This is a genomic window from Pseudomonas sp. 43NM1 (genome assembly GCF_002836905.1).
In the GTDB taxonomy this organism is placed as follows: domain Bacteria; phylum Pseudomonadota; class Gammaproteobacteria; order Pseudomonadales; family Pseudomonadaceae; genus Aquipseudomonas; species Aquipseudomonas prosekii.
In genome coordinates this window covers 1-19579 of sequence record NZ_MKGS01000003.1, presented here as the reverse complement: position 1 = coordinate 19579, position 19579 = coordinate 1, and the positions used below count along the sequence as shown (strand labels likewise).

General features: G+C 61.4%; 18 protein-coding genes and 1 pseudogene. 16 read left to right on the top strand and 3 right to left on the bottom strand.

The genetic code is table 11. The annotated features are described in order from the left end of the window. Positions 1-35 precede the first annotated feature (35 nt). Positions 36-2483, bottom strand: coding sequence for an acyl-CoA dehydrogenase (locus BI292_RS02020; RefSeq protein ID WP_101206826.1), 2448 nt, complete (start codon positions 2481-2483; stop codon positions 36-38). A gap of 249 nt (positions 2484-2732) precedes the next feature. On the opposite strand from BI292_RS02020, the gene BI292_RS02015 reads away from it, so the two are divergent. From BI292_RS02015 to BI292_RS02000, 4 genes are all read left to right on the top strand, one after another. Next, complete coding sequence (locus BI292_RS02015; protein ID WP_092279220.1) at positions 2733-3404, top strand: transglutaminase family protein; 672 nt, start codon at positions 2733-2735, stop codon at positions 3402-3404. A 43-nt stretch (positions 3405-3447) separates the two neighbouring features. After that, positions 3448-4071 carry a glutathione S-transferase family protein gene (locus BI292_RS02010; RefSeq protein WP_101206825.1) on the top strand — a complete coding sequence of 208 codons (624 nt, stop codon included), beginning with the start codon at positions 3448-3450 and terminating at the stop codon, positions 4069-4071. Between the two features lie 132 nt (positions 4072-4203). Then, entirely contained in the window at positions 4204-5136 is a 933-nt protein-coding gene (locus BI292_RS02005) for an ABC transporter ATP-binding protein (RefSeq protein WP_092279224.1), read from the top strand. Next, on the top strand, positions 5133-5912 hold the full coding sequence (locus BI292_RS02000; RefSeq protein WP_092279226.1) for an ABC transporter permease: 780 nt from the start codon (positions 5133-5135) through the stop codon (positions 5910-5912). Before BI292_RS02005 ends, BI292_RS02000 begins: the two co-directional genes overlap by 4 nt. Positions 5913-6058: 146 nt before the next feature. Here the strand turns inward: BI292_RS02000 and BI292_RS01995 are convergent, their stop codons facing one another. Beyond that, positions 6059-6577: a DUF2062 domain-containing protein gene (locus tag BI292_RS01995; RefSeq protein ID WP_092279228.1), complete on the bottom strand. Its 519-nt coding sequence runs from the start codon at positions 6575-6577 to the stop codon at positions 6059-6061. Between the two features lie 136 nt (positions 6578-6713). Here BI292_RS01995 and BI292_RS01990 point away from each other — a divergent pair, with 136 nt between their 5' ends. From BI292_RS01990 to BI292_RS01935, 12 genes are all read left to right on the top strand, one after another. Next, positions 6714-8960 (top strand): DNA internalization-related competence protein ComEC/Rec2, encoded by a 2247-nt coding sequence (locus BI292_RS01990; protein WP_101206824.1) that lies wholly within the window; start codon positions 6714-6716, stop codon positions 8958-8960. A 98-nt stretch (positions 8961-9058) separates the two neighbouring features. Continuing rightward, positions 9059-9694, top strand: coding sequence for a MotA/TolQ/ExbB proton channel family protein (locus tag BI292_RS01985; protein ID WP_167370441.1), 636 nt, complete (start codon positions 9059-9061; stop codon positions 9692-9694). Continuing rightward, a complete protein-coding gene (locus BI292_RS01980; RefSeq protein WP_092279234.1) occupies positions 9691-10122 on the top strand; it encodes a biopolymer transporter ExbD in 432 nt (143 codons plus the stop codon). Before BI292_RS01985 ends, BI292_RS01980 begins: the two co-directional genes overlap by 4 nt. After that, the gene (gene lpxK / locus BI292_RS01975; protein ID WP_101206823.1) at positions 10122-11132 is read left to right on the top strand and encodes a tetraacyldisaccharide 4'-kinase; all 1011 of its coding nucleotides are present in this window, start codon (positions 10122-10124) and stop codon (positions 11130-11132) included. Before BI292_RS01980 ends, lpxK begins: the two co-directional genes overlap by 1 nt. Before the next feature lie 25 nt (positions 11133-11157). Further along, positions 11158-11343, top strand: a complete 186-nt coding sequence (locus BI292_RS01970; protein WP_007945752.1) for a Trm112 family protein — start codon at positions 11158-11160, stop codon at positions 11341-11343. Further along, complete coding sequence (gene kdsB, locus BI292_RS01965; RefSeq protein ID WP_101206822.1) at positions 11340-12104, top strand: 3-deoxy-manno-octulosonate cytidylyltransferase; 765 nt, start codon at positions 11340-11342, stop codon at positions 12102-12104. The genes BI292_RS01970 and kdsB overlap by 4 nt, the downstream gene beginning before the upstream one ends. Next, positions 12104-12568 carry a low molecular weight protein-tyrosine-phosphatase gene (locus BI292_RS01960; RefSeq protein ID WP_101206821.1) on the top strand — a complete coding sequence of 155 codons (465 nt, stop codon included), beginning with the start codon at positions 12104-12106 and terminating at the stop codon, positions 12566-12568. Before kdsB ends, BI292_RS01960 begins: the two co-directional genes overlap by 1 nt. Then, positions 12565-13584: a UDP-N-acetylmuramate dehydrogenase gene (gene murB / locus BI292_RS01955; RefSeq protein WP_101206820.1), complete on the top strand. Its 1020-nt coding sequence runs from the start codon at positions 12565-12567 to the stop codon at positions 13582-13584. The genes BI292_RS01960 and murB overlap by 4 nt, the downstream gene beginning before the upstream one ends. A gap of 255 nt (positions 13585-13839) precedes the next feature. Next, positions 13840-14310 (top strand): (2Fe-2S)-binding protein, encoded by a 471-nt coding sequence (locus BI292_RS01950; protein WP_092279244.1) that lies wholly within the window; start codon positions 13840-13842, stop codon positions 14308-14310. Continuing rightward, entirely contained in the window at positions 14307-16634 is a 2328-nt protein-coding gene (locus BI292_RS01945) for a xanthine dehydrogenase family protein molybdopterin-binding subunit (protein ID WP_101206819.1), read from the top strand. The genes BI292_RS01950 and BI292_RS01945 overlap by 4 nt, the downstream gene beginning before the upstream one ends. After that, the gene (locus tag BI292_RS01940; RefSeq protein ID WP_101206818.1) at positions 16634-17617 is read left to right on the top strand and encodes an XdhC family protein; all 984 of its coding nucleotides are present in this window, start codon (positions 16634-16636) and stop codon (positions 17615-17617) included. The genes BI292_RS01945 and BI292_RS01940 overlap by 1 nt, the downstream gene beginning before the upstream one ends. Next, positions 17614-18204, top strand: a complete 591-nt coding sequence (locus tag BI292_RS01935; RefSeq protein ID WP_101206817.1) for an NTP transferase domain-containing protein — start codon at positions 17614-17616, stop codon at positions 18202-18204. The genes BI292_RS01940 and BI292_RS01935 overlap by 4 nt, the downstream gene beginning before the upstream one ends. Positions 18205-18379: 175 nt before the next feature. Here the strand turns inward: BI292_RS01935 and BI292_RS01930 are convergent. Further along, a pseudogene (locus tag BI292_RS01930) lies at positions 18380-19579 on the bottom strand (hypothetical protein); the annotation flags it as partial.

Here is a 19579-nt window from a genome sequence, read left to right as displayed (position 1 = left end):
GGGAGTATAAAGCTCCCGCACCGGTTTTTACAGGATCAGCGGACCTTTCCGTCGGCCAGCGCCAGTTCTTCCTTGTCGAAATCATCGACATCAATGACTTTGCGGCGCGCCAGTTCGGCATCACGCAGGGTCTGTGCTTCGGCCGGTTGCAACACGCCGGCTTCCAGTGCGGCATCGATCGCGTGTTCGCCGGCAGTCGGTTTGACCTGACCGCTCTTGAGCGCGACGTGCAGCTTTTTGTGCAACGGCTGCGCGCTGTTCAGCAGATTGCACGCATGTTGCAGCGCGCCAACCGCGTCATCAGCCGATTGCGGACGGTAGCAACCGCCGAGCAACTCTTCGAGGGTTGGATCGCCCTTGGCCCGGCCAATCACCGCAGCCACTTCGGCGCCGAGTTTGTCCGACGGACCTTTGTGGCGGCGGCCGAACGGGAACACGATCACCCGCAGCAGGCAACCGAGGAACTTGTTCGGGAAGTTGCTCAACAGTTCGTCCAACGCCCGCTCGGACTGGCCGAGGCTTTCTTCCATCGCCCAGTTGAACAGCGGCGCCATGTGGTCCGGCGAATCCAGATCGTGATAACGCTTGAGCGCGGCGGAGGCGAGGTACATGTTGCTGAGCACATCGCCCAGACGCGCCGACAGCCGTTCGCGACGCTTCAGTTCGCCGCCCAGCAGCATCATGCTGAGGTCGGCAAGCATGGCGAATGCTGCAGCCTGGCGGTTGAGCGCGCGGAAGTAACCCTGGCTCAGTTTGTTGCCCGGCGCGTGTTCGAAGTGGCCGAAACCGAGGTTCAACACCAGCGTGCTGGCAGCGTTGCTGACCGCAAAACCGATGTGCTGGAGCAGCAGACCGTCGAATTCCTTGAGTGCCTGATCCTTGTCTTCACGACCGGCCAGCGCCATTTCCTTGAGGACGAATGGATGGCAGCGAATCGCGCCTTGGCCGAAGATCATCAGGTTGCGCGAAAGGATGTTTGCGCCTTCCACGGTGATGAAGATCGGCGCGCCATTCCAGCTGCGGCCCAGATAGTTATTCGGCCCCATGATGATTGCTTTACCGCCGTGCACGTCCATCGCGTGGCTGATGCACTCGCGGCCGCGTTCGGTCAGGTGATATTTGAGGATCGCCGACAACACCGACGGTTTCTCGCCCAAATCCACCGCGTTGGCGGTCAGCATGCGCGCGGCGTCCATCATCCAGGCGTTACCGCCGATGCGCGCCATGGCTTCCTGGATACCTTCGAATGCCGACAGCGGCACGTTGAACTGTTCACGCACCTGAGCGTATTGGCCGGTGACCAGACTGGTGAACTTGGCGGCGCCAGTGCCCACCGCCGGCAGGGAAATGGAACGCCCGACCGACAGGCAGTTCATCAGCATCATCCAGCCTTTGCCGAGCATTTCCTGGCCGCCGATGAGGAATTCCAGCGGAATGAATACGTCTTTGCCGGAGTTCGGACCGTTCATGAACGCTGCGCCGAGCGGCAAGTGACGACGGCCGATTTCGACGCCAGGGGTTTCGGTCGGGATCAGCGCGAGGCTGATGCCGAGGTCTTCCTTGTCACCCAGCAAGTGATCCGGGTCATAAGCCTTGAACGCCAGACCGAGCAGGGTAGCGACCGGGCCGAGGGTGATGTAGCGTTTTTCCCAGTTCAGGCGCAGGCCCAGGGTTTGCTGACCTTCCCATTCGCCTTTGCAGATGATCCCGGTGTCGGGCATCGCGCCAGCGTCGGAGCCGGCCAGCGGCCCGGTCAGTGCGAAACACGGAATGTCATCGCCGCGCGCCAGGCGTGGCAGGTAGTGATTGCGTTGTTCGTCGGTGCCGTAGTGCAGCAGCAGTTCAGCAGGGCCGAGCGAGTTCGGGACCATGACGGTGGAGGCGAGATCGCCGCTGCGGGTCGCCAGTTTCATCGCGACCTGAGAGTGGGCGTACGCGGAGAAGCCTTTGCCGCCGAATTCCTTGGGAATGATCAGCGCAAAGAAGCCGTTTTCCTTGATGTGCGTCCAGGCTTCAAGCGGCAGGTCCATGTCCTGGCCGATCTGCCAATCGCTGACCATCGCGCAGAGTTCTTCGGTCGGGCCATCAATGAAAGCCTGTTCCTCTTCGGTCAGTTGGACTTTTGGATAGGCCAGCAACTTGTCCCAGTCCGGACGACCGCTGAACAGCTCGCCGTCCCACCACACGGTGCCGGCATCGATGGCGTCGCGTTCGGTTTGCGACATCGGCGGCAGGGTTTTCTGAAACCAGCTGAACAGCGGCGCGCTGAAGTATTTGCGGCGCAGGTCGGGCAGCAACAGAGGCGCCGCCACTGCAGCGACCAGCACCCAGAGAATCAGCAACAGCCAACCCGGTGCATGGCTGAAGGCGCCCATCGCCAACACGTAAACAGCCACAATGCCCAACGCCGGCAGCGGGGCAACGCGGCGGTGAGCCAAATAGGCCACTCCGACGATCAGAACCAGTATCCACAACAACAGCATATTTAATCCTCCGTGACACCAGGGCAAAACCAACCTTCAGAGCTTAGACGGCATCCGCAAAACAGTGTGGTCAGACCGATGTGATTGATATCGTGGGAAACCTTGGACGGGTTTTGTAAGAACTGTGGGCAACAGCCCTGGGAAAACGTTCGCGGGGTTAGCGGCAAAGCGCCCATGTTTGGCCGAATCGTCGTTATCTGTGTGCTGAAGGTGTCGCTAGACTCGAGGCTCCCCCAGGAGATCGCCCTCATGCACGAGTATTTGAATCCCGGCCGCTTCATCGATAGTGACCACCCCGCGGTGGTGGAGTTCGCCGAAAAGCATCGCGGCGTCAGTCGCGATCCCGTTCAGCAGGCGATCAATCTGTATTACGCGGTGCGCGAGGCCGTGCGCTACAACCCCTATACCTTCAGCCGCGACCCAGACACTTTACGTGGCAGTTACGCGCTGGCGGCCGGCGAAAGTTATTGCGTGCCCAAAGCGACCCTGCTGGCGGGATGTGCCCGGCATTGTGGGATTGCCGCGCGTATAGGTCTGGCCGATGTGCGCAATCACCTGTCGACGCCGCGCTTGCTGGAATTGCTCAAGAGCGATGTGTTCGCCATGCACGGTTACACCGAGTTGTATTTGAACGGGCGTTGGGTCAAAGCCACGCCGGCGTTCAATCAGGGTTTGTGCGAATTGTTCAACGTGGCGCCGCTGGAATTCGATGGCGTCCACGACAGCGTTTTCCATCCCTTCAATCGCGAAGGCGAGCAGTTGATGGAGTACCTGGTGGACCACGGTCAGTTCGCCGACGTGCCTGAGACATTCTTTTTCGAACACCTGGAAAAGTGCTATCCGCACCTGTTTGGCGATCATTTGCCCGCGCTCCTGGGTGACATGCGTGGCGACATGCAGGGTGATTTGAGTCGCGCCTGATCCGGCGTATGCTGCCTGCGCATTCATCCATAAAGAGGCGGTCATGCTGAAGATCTGGGGTCGGAAAAACTCGTCGAATGTGCGCAAACCATTGTGGGCCGCCGAAGAACTCGGCCTCGCCTACGAAGCCATCGATGCCGGTGGTGCGTTCGGTGTCGTCGACACGCCGCAGTACCGGGCGATGAATCCCAATGGCCGGGTGCCGGTGATTGAAGACGACGGTTTTGTCCTGTGGGAATCCAATGCCATCGTGCGTTACCTGATGGCGAAACACGCCAGCAACACGGCCTGGTATCCGCAGGATGTTCAGGCTCGCGCGACCGCTGACAAATGGATGGACTGGACCACTTCAAGTTTCGCCGGCCCGTTCCGCACGGTGTTCTGGGGTGTGTTGCGCACGCCGAAAGATCAGCAGGACTGGCCCGCCATCCATGCGGCGATCAAGGAATGCGAAGGCTTGCTGGCGATGGCCGATCAGGCGTTGGCAAACCAACCGTACCTGTCCGGCGCCGAAATCGGCATGGGCGACATTCCGCTGGGCAGTTTCATTTATGCCTGGTTCGAGATGCCCATCGAGCGCGCGCCGCAGCCGCATCTCGAAGCCTGGTATGCCCGGTTGAAACAGCGTCCGGCGTTTCAGAAAGCGGTCATGACCGCGTTGACTTAATACTCACTATCGACACACTTGACTGTACTTGTGTGGCGGCGACACGCACCATTGCGCTCCTGCGCCGCGGTTGTATTCGTCGCCGCCCGCCCTTATTTATTCCTTTCTTCCCTTCTTGGTGCGTAATCAGATATGAGTTCCGCTCTGTCCATCCGGCAGCTAACCAAAACCTACGGCAACGGTTTCCAGGCCTTGAGTGGTATCGATCTGGACGTCGCCGAAGGTGACTTTTTTGCGTTGCTCGGCCCTAACGGCGCCGGCAAATCCACCACCATTGGCATTCTCTCGACCCTGGTCAACAAGACCAGCGGCACGGTGAATATCTTCGGCCACGACCTGGACAAGAACCCTGCGCAGCTCAAGCGCTCGATTGGCGTGGTGCCGCAGGAATTCAATTTCAATCAGTTTGAAAAGACCTTCGATATCGTCGTGACGCAGGCCGGTTATTACGGCATCCCGTCGAAAATCGCCAAGGAACGCGCCGAGCAATACCTGACACAGCTCGGTCTCTGGGATAAACGTGATACGCCCTCGCGGTCACTGTCCGGCGGGATGAAACGGCGTTTGATGATTGCTCGCGCCCTGGTTCACGAACCGCGTCTGCTGATCCTCGACGAACCGACGGCGGGCGTGGACATTGAACTGCGTCGTTCGATGTGGACCTTCCTCACTGAACTGAACCAGCAAGGCATCACCATCATCCTCACCACGCATTATCTGGAAGAGGCTGAGCAGTTGTGCCGCAACATCGGGATCATTGACCACGGCACCATCGTCGAGAACACCAGCATGAAAACGCTGCTCGGCCAGTTGCACGTGGAAACCTTCCTGCTCGACATCAAGAACACCTTGACCACACCGCCGCAGTTGCTCGGTTACCCGACCAAGCTGATCGATGGCCATACGCTTGAAGTGCAGGTCGACAAAGCCATGGGCATCACCGCGCTGTTCACCCAGTTGGCGCATCAGAGCATCGAAGTGCTGAGCTTGCGCAACAAAACCAATCGCCTCGAGGAGTTGTTCGTGTCCCTGGTGGAGAAAAATCTGTCGAAGGTGGCGGTATGAGTTCCGAGCTGCAACCCAACCTCGTTGCCCTCAATACCATCGTTTACCGTGAGGTCCGGCGCTTTACCCGGATCTGGCCGCAGACGCTGCTGCCGCCAGCGATCACCATGGTTTTGTACTTTGTGATCTTCGGTAACCTGATCGGCAAGCAGATCGGGGGCATGGGTGGCTTCACTTACATGGAGTACATCGTGCCGGGGCTGATCATGATGTCGGTGATCACCAACTCCTACGGCAACGTGGTGTCGAGTTTCTTCGGCAGCAAGTTCCAGCGTTCCATCGAGGAACTGATGGTCTCGCCGGTGTCGCCGCACACGATTCTGATCGGCTACACCTTGGGCGGCGTGCTGCGCGGTTTGATGGTCGGGGTCATCGTGACGCTGCTGTCATTGTTCTTCACCGATTTGCAGGTGCATCACCTCGGCGTGACCATTCTGGTGGTGGTGCTGACGGCGACGATCTTCTCGCTGCTGGGCTTTGTCAACGCCGTGTTTGCGCGCAACTTCGATGATATTTCGATCATCCCGACGTTCGTGCTGACGCCGCTGACCTATCTGGGCGGGGTGTTCTACTCGATCTCGCTGCTGCCGCCGTTCTGGCAAACCGTGTCGCTGGCCAACCCGGTGCTGCACATGGTCAACGCCTTCCGTTACGGCATTCTTGGCGTGTCGGACATCAAGATCAGTGTGGCGATTACCTTCATGGTCGTGGCGACCGTGGTGTTGTACGTCGCTTGCGCGCGGTTGCTGGTGAGTGGGCGCGGCATGCGCACCTGATCTGCGACCGAGTCGTCTGCTTCGCGGGCAAGCCCCGCTCCTACAGGGGCGAACGCTGAACCTGTGGCAGCCGAGCTTGCTCGCGATGGCGTCAGCGCAAACACCGCGTAAAAAAACGGCCTCCCATCAAGGAGGCCGTTTTGCATTCAACCCATTCTCTTCTTCTTGCGTCGCCGCCACTGCCGCGCCACCCACCAACGCCAATACATCATCGTCAGGCAATAGGCGAGGGCGCCGAGCACCAATCCCATCACCACCGACCCCAGCAAAAACGGTTGCCACAACGTCGAGAGTTGGCCGCTGATCCATTCCCAGGTCAGCTCATCCGGCAGATGTCGGGCCGGCACATCCATCAGCCAGGCGCCGGTCTGATAGGTGCAAAAGAACACCGCTGGCATGGTGATCGGATTGGTCAGCCAAACCAGGCTCACCGCAATCGGCATGTTGCCGCGCACCATGATCGCGAGCACCGCAGCGACGAGCATTTGCAGGGGAATAGGCAGGAACGCGGCAAACAGACCCACCGCCATCGCCCGGGCCACCGAGTGTCGATTGAGGTGCCAGAGGTTGGGGTCATGCAGCAGAGTGCCGAGAAAGCGTAAGGATTTGTGTTCCTTGATGCTGGTCGGGTCTGGCATGTAGCGTTTGAATAAGCGCCGGGGCATAAGGCTTCTCGGTCGGTTCAGGCCGCAAGTATGTCTGGATTCTATAAGTGGCCCATTCAGACTTTGTGACAATTAATAACCGTGCATGTGCGTAAAGCCGACTAAGCCTAGGGAGGGACCTCTCAAGGACGGGCTTATGCGCACAGGGATAGTGGCGCTGGCGCTCGGATTGTTGGCGTTGCGTTTTTTACCGGAATTACCGCCGGTCTGGTTGTGGCTGTTGTTGCCGGTGGTGGCGTTGATGCTGCTGCCGTTTCGCACGTATCCGTTGGCATTCTGGCTGTTTGGTTTTAGCTGGGCATGTGGTTTTGCGCAAACGGCGCTGGATGATCGGTTGCCCGCGAAGCTGGATGGCGAAACACGCTGGGTCGAAGGGCGAATCACAGGGTTGCCGCAGAACAGCGAAACGGTGGTGCGTTTCGAACTGGCCGACGCGCACTCGCGCCACGCCGCGGTGCCGTCGCTGATGCGCCTGGCGTGGTACGGCGGGCCAGCGGTCAACAGCGGCGAGCGCTGGCGTCTGGCGGTGAAAATGAAACGGCCGGTGGGTCTGCTCAACCCGCACGCGTTTGATTACGACGCCTGGTTATTGGCCCAAGGCATCGGCGCGACGGGCAGCGTCAAGGACGGCCAGCTTTTGGCACCCGCGCGTTGGGCGTGGCGCGACGGCATCCGCCAGCGCTTGCTCAACGTCGATGCTCAGGGCCGCGCCGGTGCGCTGGCGGCGCTGGTGCTGGGGGATGGCGCCGGTTTGAGCCGCGAAGACTGGCAAGTGTTGCAGGACACCGGCACCGTGCACCTGTTGGTGATTTCCGGGCAACACATCGGGTTACTGGCGGGCACGGTGTACTTGCTGATCGCTTTGCTCGCCCGATATGGCGTGTGGCCGGGGCGAATGCCGTGGTTGCCGTGGGCGTGTGGCTTGGCGTTCGCCGCCGAGCTCGGTTACGCACTGCTGGCCGGTTTCGACGTGCCGGTGCGCCGCGCCTGCGTAATGATTGGCCTGGTGCTGCTGTGGCGATTGCGCTTTCGTCATCTCGGCGCGTGGTGGCCGCTGTCGCTGGCGCTCGGTGGAGTGTTGTTGCTCAACCCGCTGGCGAGCCTGCAACCGGGTTTCTGGTTGTCGTTCACGGCGGTCGCGGTGTTGATCTTCACTGTCGGCGGGCGACTGGGTCCGTGGCGCTGGTGGCAGACCTGGACCCGCGCGCAATGGTTGATTGCGATTGGCCTGTGCCCGGTGCTGCTGTTGTTGGGATTGCCCATCAGTGTCAGCGGGCCGCTGGTCAATCTGCTCGCGGTGCCGTGGATCAGTCTGGTGGTGTTGCCGCCAGCCTTGTTGGGGATGTTGCTGCTGCCAGTGCCTGTGGTCGGTGAAGGCTTGCTGTGGCTGGCCGGCGGGCTGATCGACCTGATGTTCAAAGGCCTCGGATTGGTCGCCAATCAACTGCCCGCGTGGGTGCCGGTGGCGGTGCCGTTATGGATTGGTGTGCTCGGTGGGTTGGGCGCGTTCCTGCTCCTGATGCCGCGCGGTGTGCCGATGCGCGCACTAGGCTGGCCGTTGCTGCTGTTGCTGGTGTTTCCGCCGCGCGATGAAGTGCCCGAGGGCCGCGCCGACGTCTGGCAATTCGACGTCGGCCAGGGTCTGGCGATTCTGGTGCGCACCCGGCATCACGCATTGCTCTACGACGCCGGCCCGCGCGTCGGCGATTTCGACCTCGGCGAGCGTGTGGTGCTGCCGGCATTACGCAAACTCGGGGTGAAACAACTTGATGTGATGTTGCTCAGCCATGCCGACGCCGACCATGCCGGCGGCGCGCGCTCGGTCGCCAACGGGCTGCCGGTGGCGCGCGTGCACAGCGGCGATCCTCAAGGCTTGCCCGTCGAATTGCTGGCCGAGGGCTGCGAAAATGGCCGGCAATGGACGTGGGACGGCGTGACCTTCCAGCTCTGGCAATGGACAGCGGCGAGCGAAAGCAATCAAAAATCCTGCGTGCTGCAGATTCAAGCCAATGGCGAACGTTTGCTGCTGACCGGCGATATCGACCGCCACGCCGAGCGCGCGCTGCTCGACAGCTCGTTGGCAGTCAGCACCGATTGGCTGGCGTCGCCGCACCACGGCAGCCGCAGTTCTTCGTCGATGGCGCTGCTCAGCGCGCTGCAACCCAAAGCCGTGCTGATCTCGCGCGGGCAGGGCAATTCCTTTGGTCATCCGCATCCCACGGTGCTGGCGCGCTATCGCAAACGCGGCTTGCGCATCTATGACAGCGCCGAGCACGGCGCCATCCGTCTGCAACTCGGCAGCTTCGAGCCACCCCGAACCATGCGTCAACAACGGCGCTTCTGGCGCGATTCGCCAACGGCTAACCACGGGGGCAATAAATAGCCATGAGCTATCACGGCCGGACGGGATGCGACATGACAGTCTTCGGTGCACCGAACCCCTATGTTAGAGTGGCGCACTTTTTCGAGGGGACTGTCACTGTGTGGGAATTGGTTAAATCCGGCGGCTGGATGATGATTCCGATCATTCTGAGTTCCATCGCGGCAATGGCAATCGTTGCTGAACGTCTGTGGACCCTGCGCGCCAGTCGCGTGACCCCGGAGCACTTGCTCGGGCAGGTCTGGGTCTGGATCAAGGACAAACAGCTCAACAAAGAGAAGCTCAAGGAACTGCGCGCCAACTCGCCGTTGGGCGAAATCCTCGCGGCCGGCCTGGCCAACTCCAAGCATGGTCGCGAGATCATGAAAGAGTGCATCGAAGAAGCCGCCGCTCGGGTGATTCACGAGCTGGAGCGCTACATCAATGCGCTCGGCACCATCGCCGCCATGGCCCCGCTGCTCGGGTTGCTCGGGACGGTGCTGGGCATGATCGATATTTTCAGCGCGTTCATGGGCACGGGCATGACCACCAACGCTGCGGTGCTCGCCGGGGGTATCTCGAAAGCGCTGATCACCACGGCGGCGGGCCTGATGGTCGGTATTCCGTCGGTGTTCTTCCACCGTTTCCTGCAACGTCGCATCGATGAACTGGTGGTTGGCATGGAGCAGGAAGCGATCAAGCTGGTCGAGGTGGTGCAGGGCGACCGTGACGTCGATCTGGCTGAGGGCAAAGCGTGAAATTCCGCCGCAAGCAACGGGAGAATGTCGACATCAACCTCGCGTCGCTGATCGACGTGGTGTTCATTTTGCTGCTGTTTTTTGTCGTGACCACCACGTTTACCCGCGAAACCCAGTTGCGCGTCGAACTGCCGGAAGCGGTCAGCGGCTCCCCGGCCGAAGATCAGCAGCTCAAGCAACTCGACGTGGCGATCAGCGCCGAAGGCGTGTTTTCGGTGAACAACCAATTGCTGCCGAAAAATGATCTGGCGACGTTGATGGACGCCTTGCGCAAGGAATCCAATGGCGACACCAACTTGCCGTTGTCCATCAGCGCCGACGGCAAGGCCCAGCATCAGTCCGTCATCATCGCCATGGATGCCGCCGGCAAGCTCGGTTTCAGCCATTTGCGCATGACCACCGTCGAGGCGGCGCCGCCCGCACCCTGATGGCCATGTCTGATCGTTTGCTCGCCGCGTGGTATGCCGGTCATCCGGCGCTGAAGCTGTTGCAGCCGCTCGAATGGCTGTACCGGCGCGTGGTGGTCGGCAAGCGCCAGCGGTTTCTGGCTGGCGAGGGCGAAATCTACCAGCCGCCGGTGCCGTTGATTGTCGTCGGCAACATCACCGTCGGTGGCACCGGCAAGACACCGATGATCCTGTGGATGATCGAGCATTGCCAACGCAGCGGTTTGCGCGTCGGCGTGGTCAGTCGCGGTTATGGCGCCAAGCCGCCGCAACTGCCGTGGCGTGTCGAAGCTGAGCAGAACGCCGCGATTGCCGGTGATGAGCCGTTGCTGATCGTCCAGCGCACCGGCGTGCCGTTGATGATCGACCCCAACCGCAGCAACGCGGTCAAGGCATTGCTGGCCAGCGAACCGCTGGACCTGATTCTGTCCGACGACGGCATGCAGCATTACCGCTTGGCCCGCGACCTTGAACTGGTGCTGATCGACGCCGCGCGAGGCTTGGGCAATCAGCGTTGCCTGCCCGCCGGGCCGTTGCGCGAGCCGGTCGAGCGCCTGCAAAGCGTCGATGCCGTGCTGTTCAACGGCGCCGCCGAAGACCGCGACGACGGTTTTGCCTTTCAGTTGCAACCGACCGCGCTGGTCAACCTGCACAGCGGCGAACGCCGGCCGCTCGATCACTTTCCTGCAGGTCAGGCGCTGCACGCAGTGGCCGGGATCGGCAATCCGCAGCGTTTCTTCAATACCCTCGAAACGCTACACTGGCGGCCAATACCGCATGCCTTTGCCGATCACGCCGAATACAGCGTGCAGGCGTTGAGTTTCACCCCGTCATTGCCGTTGGTGATGACCGAAAAGGATGCGGTGAAGTGCCGCGCCTTTGCTGCCGCCGACTGGTGGTACCTGGCGGTCGATGCTGCGCCGTCGCCGGCCTTTGTGGCCTGGTTCGATACGCAGCTGATGCGCCTGTTGCCGAATCGTCTTTTGCCTTAATTACGTCTTTATCCAGGGAACGCTCATGGACACCAAACTGCTCGATATCCTCGCTTGCCCGGTCTGCAAAGGCCCACTCAAGCTCAGCGCCGACAAGACCGAGCTGATCAGCAAGGGCGCAGGCCTGGCGTACCCGATTCGCGACGGCATCCCGGTGATGCTCGAAACCGAAGCCCGCACCCTGACCACCGACGAGCGCCTGGATAAATGACCACAGCCTTTACCGTTGTCATTCCATCGCGCTACGCCTCGACCCGCTTGCCGGGCAAACCGCTGCTGCTGATCGCCGGCAAACCGATGATCCAGCACGTCTGGGAACAGGCGAGCAAAAGCAGCGCCCAGCGCGTGGTGGTTGCCACTGACGATGCGCGGATTGTCGAGGCTTGCAAAAGCTTCGGCGCCGAAGTGGTGCTGACCCGCGAAGATCACAATTCCGGCACCGACCGTTTGGCCGAAGTTGCGACCAAACTAGGCCTGGCCGCAGACGCGATCGTGGTCAACGTGCAGGGCGACGAGCCGTTGATTCCGCCGAGCGTGATCGATCAGGTGGCCGCCAACCTCGCCGCCCACACCGAAGCGCGCATGGCCACGTTGGCCGAGCCGATCGAAGACGTCGAAACCCTGTTCAACCCCAACGTGGTCAAGGTCGTCAGCGACCTCAATGGTCTGGCGCTGACCTTCAGCCGTGCCACGTTGCCGTGGGCGCGCGACGCATTCGCCAAAACCCGCGAGCAAATGCCTGAAGGCGTGCCGTATCGCCGTCACATCGGCATCTACGCCTATCGCGCCGGTTTCCTGCATGACTTCGTCAGCTGGGGCCCATGCTGGCTGGAAAACACCGAATCCCTGGAGCAACTGCGCGCCTTGTGGCACGGCGTGCGCATCCACGTTGCCGACGCGTTGATCGCGCCGCCGACCGGCGTCGATACCGTCGAAGACCTTGAGCGCGTTCGTCGCTTGCTGGAGGCCTGATGCGGGTTCTGTTTGTCTGCCTCGGCAACATTTGCCGCTCGCCCACTGCTGAGGGCGTGCTGCGCCACAAGCTGCGTGAAGCGGGGCTGGCCGGGCAGATCGAAGTGGCTTCGGCCGGCACCGGTGACTGGCATGTCGGCACGGCGCCGGACAAGCGCAGTCAAGCGGCGGCCAAGCTGCGCGGTTACGACTTGTCGGCGCAACGCGCGCAGCAAGTCAGCCGCGCCGATTTCTCCAGTTACGATTTGATCCTCGCGATGGACAACAGCAATCTGCGCAACCTCAAGGCCTTGCAACCGGCCAAGGGCAGGGCGGAGCTGGATTTGTTTCTGCGCCGTTATGAGTCGGAAGTCGATGAAGTGCCGGACCCGTATTACGACGGCGACCAAGGCTTCGAGTACGTGCTGGATCTGATCGAACGTGCCAGTGATCGGCTGGTGATCGAGTTAAAAGGACGGTTATGAGTTTGCAGGTACAACCCCGGGTTTCGCTCAAGCCGTTCAACAGTTTTGGCGTCGACGTTGAGGCGCAGCTGTTTGCCGAAGCGCACAGCGACGCCGATGTCCGTGACGCGCTGGCCTACGCCGCCACGCACGCGGTGCCGCTGTTGGTGATCGGTGGCGGCAGCAATTTGCTCCTGACCGCCGATATTCAGGCACTGGTGCTGCGCATGGCCACGCGCGGGATTCGTGTGTTGAGCGACGATGACGGCCAAGTGGTGATCGAGGCCGAGGCCGGTGAGCCTTGGCATCCGTTTGTACAACACACGCTGGCCGCAGGGTTGTCCGGGCTGGAGAATCTCAGCCTGATCCCCGGCACTGTCGGCGCCGCGCCGATGCAAAACATCGGCGCTTACGGGGTCGAGATCAAAGACGTGTTCGCCGGCCTCACTGCGCTGGATCGGCAGACCGGCGAGCTGCGCGATTTCACCCTGCAAGAATGCAACTTCGCTTATCGCGACAGCGTGTTCAAACAGCAGCCGGGCCGCTGGTTGATTCTGCGGGTGCGCTTTACTTTGAGCCGCGCCGCGCACTTGCATCTGGAATACGGCCCGGTGCGTCAGCGCCTGACCGAGCAGGGCATCGTTCAGCCGACGCCGACTGATGTCAGCCAGGCGATTTGCAGCATTCGCAGCGAAAAACTCCCGGACCCGGCGGTGCTCGGCAATGCCGGCAGTTTCTTCAAAAACCCGTTGGTGCCGGCGTCGCTGGTTGCGCAACTGAAGCTCGAATACCCGGACCTGGTGGCGTACGCGCAAGCCGACGGGCAGATGAAACTGGCGGCCGGTTGGCTGATCGAGAAAGCTGGCTGGAAAGGTTTCCGCGACGCTGATGCCGGCGTGCACAAATTGCAGGCGCTGGTGCTGGTCAACTACGGCGGCGCGACCGGGCTGCAACTGCTCGAACTGGCGCAACGCATCCAGCAAGACATTTCGCAACGATTCGGCGTCGAGCTGGAAATGGAGCCTAATCGTTATTGAGGCTACGCTTTCAAGATCGAATTCGAAGCCCTGCACACTTCAAATGTGCAGGGCTTTTTTGTTAACGCTGGGTTAACTTAGCCACCTAACGATGCAACCATTTGTTTCACCCATTTATTTAACGACAGGCCCGACGCAGACGCATCCGTCCGCGTAAGAGAGCCGATTAGCCTGAGCCGATCTGTTGAACCCACCGCCATCCCCCGGCGGCAGATTGCTCGACCCCATGACCAAACCAAATATGCGGGCGTGCCCATGATTACCCTGAAACTCAATGGCCAAGACCATCAACTCGACGTCACCGAAGACATGCCGCTGCTCTGGGCGATTCGCGATGTCGCCGGTTACAACGGCACCAAGTTCGGCTGCGGCATGGGCCTGTGTGGCGCCTGCACCATCCACATTGACGGGCTGCCGGCGCGCAGCTGCATCACGCCGATTGGCTCGGTCGTCGGTCAGGACGTGCGCACCATCGATAACCTGCACGCCGACCCGGTCGGGCAAGTCGTCCAGCAAGCCTGGCTCGACACCGCCGTGGCCCAGTGCGGTTTCTGCCAGGGCGGGCAAATCATGTCCGCCACCGCACTGCTCAAGACCAACCCGAACCCCAGCGACGAGCAGATCGAAGAAGCGATGGTCGGCAACATCTGCCGTTGCGGCACTTACAACCGGATCAAGACTGCGATCCGCCAAGCCTCTACTCATTTGAAGGAGGCCAAGGCATGAGCCAGCTCCCGAAGGATTTTGCCCTGAGCAACTTGAGTAATATGAGCCGTCGCGGCTTTCTCAAAGGCGTCGGCGCCACCAGTGCGCTGGTGGTCGCGGCGAGTTGGGGTTTGCCCGATGCTTTCGCTGAGGAGAAAGACAAGAAGTTCGGCGCCGAAGGCATGCCCAACGGCTGGATCGACGATCCGAAGGTCTACGTCAGCATCGCCACCGACGGCACGGTCACCGTGGTCTGCAACCGCTCGGAAATGGGCCAGGGCGTGCGCACCAGTCTGAGCATGGTCGTCGCCGATGAACTCGACGCCGATTGGGCGCGGGTCAAAGTGCAACAGGCGCCGGGCGACGAAGTGCGTTTCGGCAACCAGGACACCGACGGCTCGCGCAGCATGCGTCACTGGTACGAACCGATGCGTCGCTGCGGTGCCGCCGCGCGAGCCATGCTCGAACAAGCCGCCGCTGATCAGTGGAAAGTCCCGGTCGGCGAATGCCGCGCGCAATTGCACAAAGTCGTGCACCAACCGAGCAAACGTGAACTCGGTTACGGCGAATTGGCCGCTGCCGCGGGTGCGCTGGCCGTACCGGCGCGCGACAGCCTGCGGCTCAAGCAGCCGTCAGAGTTTCGCTATATCGGCAAGGAAGGCGTGCGCGCCATCGACGGTGACGACATCGTCAACGGCCGCGCGGTGTACGGCGCCGATGTGCATTTCGAGGGCATGCTCTACGCGACAATCGCCCGCCCGCCGGTGTACGGCGGCAAAGTCAAAACGGTGGATGACAGCGCCGCGCTGAAAGTCCCCGGCGTGATAAAAGTCTTGCAGATCGAAGGTCGTCCGTTGCCATCGGAGTTTCAGCCGTTGGGCGGTGTGGCCGTGGTGGCGAGCAATACCTGGGCGGCGATCAAGGGTCGCGAGGCGCTGAAAATCGAGTGGGACGACGGCCCGAATGCCAGTTACGACTCGATTGCCTATCGCAAGGAACTGGAAGCCGCTTCGCTGAAACCCGGCAAAGTGGTGCGCAACACCGGCGACATCGACAAAGCCTTGAGCGGCGCCAATACGTTGGAAGCGTCTTATTATTTGCCGCATCTGGCGCAGGCACCGATGGAGCCGATGGTCGCCATCGCGCGCTTCAAGGACGGCGTGATCGAAGCCTGGGCGCCAAGCCAGGCACCGCAAGTCACCCGCGAGCGGATCGGCGAGCGCCTGGGTGTGCCGTTCGATAACGTCACGTTCAATGTCACATTGCTCGGTGGTGGTTTCGGGCGTAAGTCGAAACCGGATTTCGTCGTCGAAGCGGCGATCCTTGCCAAGGAATTCCCCGGCAAAGCGCTGCGCGTGCAATGGACGCGTGAAGACGACATCCATTGTTCGTACTTTCACACCGTGTCGGCTGAATACCTGAAAGCCAGTCTGGACAAGGACGGCATGCCGTCGGGCTGGTTGCACCGCACCGTGGCACCGAGCATCACCGCGCTGTTTGCGCCGGGCATGAACCACGAAGCGGCGTTCGAATTAGGCATGGGTTTCACCAACATGGCGTACGCGATTCCCAATGTGCGCCTGGAAAACCCGGAAGCGACCGTGCGCACGCGGGTCGGCTGGTATCGCTCGGTGTCGAACATTCCTCACGGTTTCGCGATCCAGACCTTCGTTGACGAATTGGCCCACAAGGCCGGGCAGGATCCGTTGAAGTATCAGATCAAGTTGCTCGGCCCGGATCGCAAGATTGATCCGCGCACCTTGAGTGAAGAGTGGAACTACGGCGAATCTCCGGAGCGTTATCCAATCGATACCGCGCGCATGCGCACCGTTTTGGAAACTGCGGCCAAGGCTGCCGGTTGGGGTCGGCAATTGCCCAAGGGCCGAGGCCTGGGGCTGGCGGTGCATTACAGCTTCGTCACCTATGTGGCGGCGGTGATTGAGGTCGAGGTCAAGGACGATGGCACGTTGATCGTGCACAAGGCTGACATTGCGGTGGATTGCGGGCCGCAGATCAACCCCGAGCGCATCCGTTCGCAGTTCGAAGGCGCTTGCGTGATGGGCCTCGGCAACGCGGTGCTCGGCGAGATCAGCTTCAAGGATGGCAAGGTCCAGCAAGACAACTTCCACATGTACGAAGTGGCGCGCATGTCGCTGGCACCGAAGGAAATCGCGATACATCTGGTTACGCCACCGGGCGAGGTGCCATTGGGCGGCGTCGGCGAACCGGGCGTGCCGCCGATTGCGCCGGCATTGTGTAACGCGATTTTTGCCGCGACCGGCAAACGCATTCGCGACTTGCCGGTGCGTTATCAGTTGCAGGGCTGGCAGAAGGCTGAAGCCTGATGGACAGCGTCGATCTGAACGTCCTGCGCAGCGTCCTCGAATGGCGCCGCGCCGGTCAGCGCGTGATGTTGTACAGCGTGGTCCAGACCTGGGGCACCGCGCCCCGGGCACCTGGCGCGATGCTGGCGTTGCGCGAGGACGGCGTGGTGATCGGCTCGGTGTCCGGCGGGTGCGTCGAGGACGACCTGATTGCGCGGTTGCACGACGGGCGGATTCCGCCTGACGGGCCGCCGGTGCAATTGATCACTTACGGCGTTACCCGCGAGGAGGCCGCGCGGTTCGGGTTGCCTTGCGGCGGCACGTTGCGCCTGACTGAGGAGCGCGTCGGCGATCCGGCGTGGGTCGCCGAATTACTGGCGCGTTGTGAAGACCATGAAATCGTCGCGCGTCTGCTGGATATCTCCAGCGGCGAAGTGCTGCTGGAGCCCGCGAGCAAGACCGACGCGCTGAGTTTCGACGGCAATACGTTGCGCGCGATCTACGGGCCACGCTGGCGTCTGCTGCTGATCGGCGCCGGGCAGTTGTCGCGTTATGTCGCGGAAATGGCGCGGCTGCTGGATTTCGAAGTGCTGATCTGCGATCCACGCACGGAGTTCGTCTACGGCTGGGAAGAACAGCACGGCCGATTCGTCACGGGCATGCCCGATGAAGCGGTGCTGAACATTCAGACCGACGAGCGCACGGCCATTGTTGCGCTGACCCACGATCCACGCCTGGATGACATGGCGCTGCTGACGGCGCTCGATTCCAGGGCGTTTTACGTCGGTGCGCTGGGTTCGCGGGTCAACAGTCAGAAACGCCGCGACAATCTGGCTCAGCTAGGCTTGTCAGCACAGGCCATCGAGCGGCTGCACGGCCCGATCGGCCTGCACATCGGCAGCCACACTCCGGCGGAAATCGCTTTGTCGCTGCTGGCCGAAATTGTCGCGATCAAAAACGGCATCGAGCTGAAACAGAAGAAGCCGTTGCGGGAGGACGTATGAGTGAGCCGATTGGCGTGATCGTGCTGGCGGCGGGGCAGGGCAGTCGGTTTCGCCAGGTTGCCGGTGCTGATAAAGACAAGTTGCTCGCCGATTGCACCGGTCGCGATGGCGCTGTGCGTTCGGTGATCGAGCAGGTGCTGCTGAGTTTGCCGGCATCGCAGCACAAACGCGTGCTGGTGACCACCGAGGATCGCCCGCAAGTGATTCGCATGGCGCAGGCGTACGGCTTCGAAATTGTGCTGATCGAATCGACCGGCATGGGCGACAGCATCGCTGCCGGCGTGGCGGCGTGTGCCGAGCTTGATGGTTGGTTGATCGTGCTCGGGGATATGCCGTTTATCCTGCCTTCGAGTGTTGAGCGGGTGGTGGCGGGGATGGCCGAGGATTGCATTAGCGTCGCGGTGCATGAGGGCGACCATGGGCACCCGGTGGGATTTGGGCGGCGCTTCGGTCCTGAGCTGATGGAGTTGGCGGGTGACCGTGGGGCCAAGCCGTTGTTCGCGCAGGCGCGGGTTGTGGAAGTGGCGGTGGATGATCCCGGCGTGTTGTGGGATGTGGATGTGCCGCAGAGGTTGGTCTTCCAGTAGTTCTGCCGCAGTTTCCTTGTGGGAGCGAGCTTGCTCGCGATAGCAGCTTAATATTCAACATTTATGCAAGCTGACTCACCGCCATCGCGAGCAAGCTCGCTCCCACAGGGATTGTGGTGAACATAAAAAAGCCCCGCCTGGATCACCAGGCGGGGCTTTTTAATGGCCGATGGAATCAGACGAGGGGTTTAGGCTCGTGTTCTTTTTCCAGGGCTTGCTCGTGTTGCTGTACCGCGTCTTGAACGGAGCGTGGCGCTTCGTCGATAGCGGATTCAGCTGTGCCAGCAGCAGGCGCTTCAGCAGTCGGGGCAGGGGCTGCCTCGGCAACTTCAGCAGCGGCCGGAGCAGCAGAAGCAGCCTGTTCGGCTTCTTTCTGCAGACGCTCGGCTTCACGCTTGCGGCGACGGACTTCACGTGGGTCGTTCGGCGCGCGGCCGTTTTCAGTCAGGGCGCTGACCGGAGTAGTTTCGACAACCGGTGCAGCCACTTCGGCAACAACCGGTGCTTCAACCACTGGAGCAGGCTCGGCAGCGGCAACCACTGGCTCGGCGACCACTGCTTCAGCGACTGGCGCTTCAAACGACGGCGCTTTGAATGCCGGAGCTTCAATTACTGGAGCTTCATTTACTGGAGCTTCAACTACAGGAGCTTCAACAACTGGAGCCTCGACTACCGGAGCTTCAATCGACGGAGCTTCCACTGCCGCAGCTTCAGCGACTGGCGCTGGTGCTTCGACGGTTGGCTCAGCGGCTACTGGCTCGGAGACCCAGTTGAACGCGGTTTGCTCTTCACGCACTTCGCGAACGGCTTCGGTGACTGTTTCGGTCGATGTTTCCGGAGTTGCCTGATGGGCAGCTTCGGCGACAAAAGCAGGCTCGGCAGCAGCTTGAACTTCAGGCTGTGCTTCACGAACCGGCGCGACTTCGATTTCCGGCGATGCCGTGGCTTCTACCGGAGTAGTCGCTTCAACAACCGGCGCTTCTACCGGGGCAGTTTCCTGCACGGCGGCGGTGGCGCGTTCGGCTTGCTCGTTAGCCTGAGCTTCGGCCGGAGCGCTGATCACGCTGCTGGCGACGGCTGCAGTAACGGCCAGGCCGGCGGCCAGATCACCAGCGCTTGGTGCCTGGTTGTTGTCGTTGCCTTCGCTGCCTTCGGCGGACTCGGATTCTTCCGAACCTTCGATCACGTTGCCGTTGGCATCGCGTTGACGCTCGCGACGGTTGCTGCGACGACGCTGGCCACGGGAGCGGCGGCGTGGACGATCGCCTTCGGCGTTGTCCTGACCGTCTTCCTGCAGTTGCTCTTCGTTGGTCAGCTCTTCTTCAGCGACGGCGGCAACAGCTTGCTCGGCACGTGGTTGACGCTCTTCACGCGG

Bases quoted from the DNA above. Each gene is read 5' to 3' on its own strand.
- BI292_RS02020 (WP_101206826.1), bottom strand. From the start codon at position 2,483: ATGCTGTTGTTGTGGATACTGGTTCTGATCGTCGGAGTGGCCTATTTG.
- BI292_RS02015 (WP_092279220.1), top strand. From the start codon at position 2,733: ATGCACGAGTATTTGAATCCCGGCCGCTTCATCGATAGTGACCACCCC.
- BI292_RS02010 (WP_101206825.1), top strand. From the start codon at position 3,448: ATGCTGAAGATCTGGGGTCGGAAAAACTCGTCGAATGTGCGCAAACCA.
- BI292_RS02005 (WP_092279224.1), top strand. From the start codon at position 4,204: ATGAGTTCCGCTCTGTCCATCCGGCAGCTAACCAAAACCTACGGCAAC.
- BI292_RS02000 (WP_092279226.1), top strand. From the start codon at position 5,133: ATGAGTTCCGAGCTGCAACCCAACCTCGTTGCCCTCAATACCATCGTT.
- BI292_RS01995 (WP_092279228.1), bottom strand. From the start codon at position 6,577: ATGCCCCGGCGCTTATTCAAACGCTACATGCCAGACCCGACCAGCATC.
- BI292_RS01990 (WP_101206824.1), top strand. From the start codon at position 6,714: ATGCGCACAGGGATAGTGGCGCTGGCGCTCGGATTGTTGGCGTTGCGT.
- lpxK (WP_101206823.1), top strand. From the start codon at position 10,122: ATGGCCATGTCTGATCGTTTGCTCGCCGCGTGGTATGCCGGTCATCCG.
- BI292_RS01970 (WP_007945752.1), top strand. From the start codon at position 11,158: ATGGACACCAAACTGCTCGATATCCTCGCTTGCCCGGTCTGCAAAGGC.
- kdsB (WP_101206822.1), top strand. From the start codon at position 11,340: ATGACCACAGCCTTTACCGTTGTCATTCCATCGCGCTACGCCTCGACC.
- BI292_RS01960 (WP_101206821.1), top strand. From the start codon at position 12,104: ATGCGGGTTCTGTTTGTCTGCCTCGGCAACATTTGCCGCTCGCCCACT.
- murB (WP_101206820.1), top strand. From the start codon at position 12,565: ATGAGTTTGCAGGTACAACCCCGGGTTTCGCTCAAGCCGTTCAACAGT.
- BI292_RS01950 (WP_092279244.1), top strand. From the start codon at position 13,840: ATGATTACCCTGAAACTCAATGGCCAAGACCATCAACTCGACGTCACC.
- BI292_RS01945 (WP_101206819.1), top strand. From the start codon at position 14,307: ATGAGCCAGCTCCCGAAGGATTTTGCCCTGAGCAACTTGAGTAATATG.
- BI292_RS01940 (WP_101206818.1), top strand. From the start codon at position 16,634: ATGGACAGCGTCGATCTGAACGTCCTGCGCAGCGTCCTCGAATGGCGC.
- BI292_RS01935 (WP_101206817.1), top strand. From the start codon at position 17,614: ATGAGTGAGCCGATTGGCGTGATCGTGCTGGCGGCGGGGCAGGGCAGT.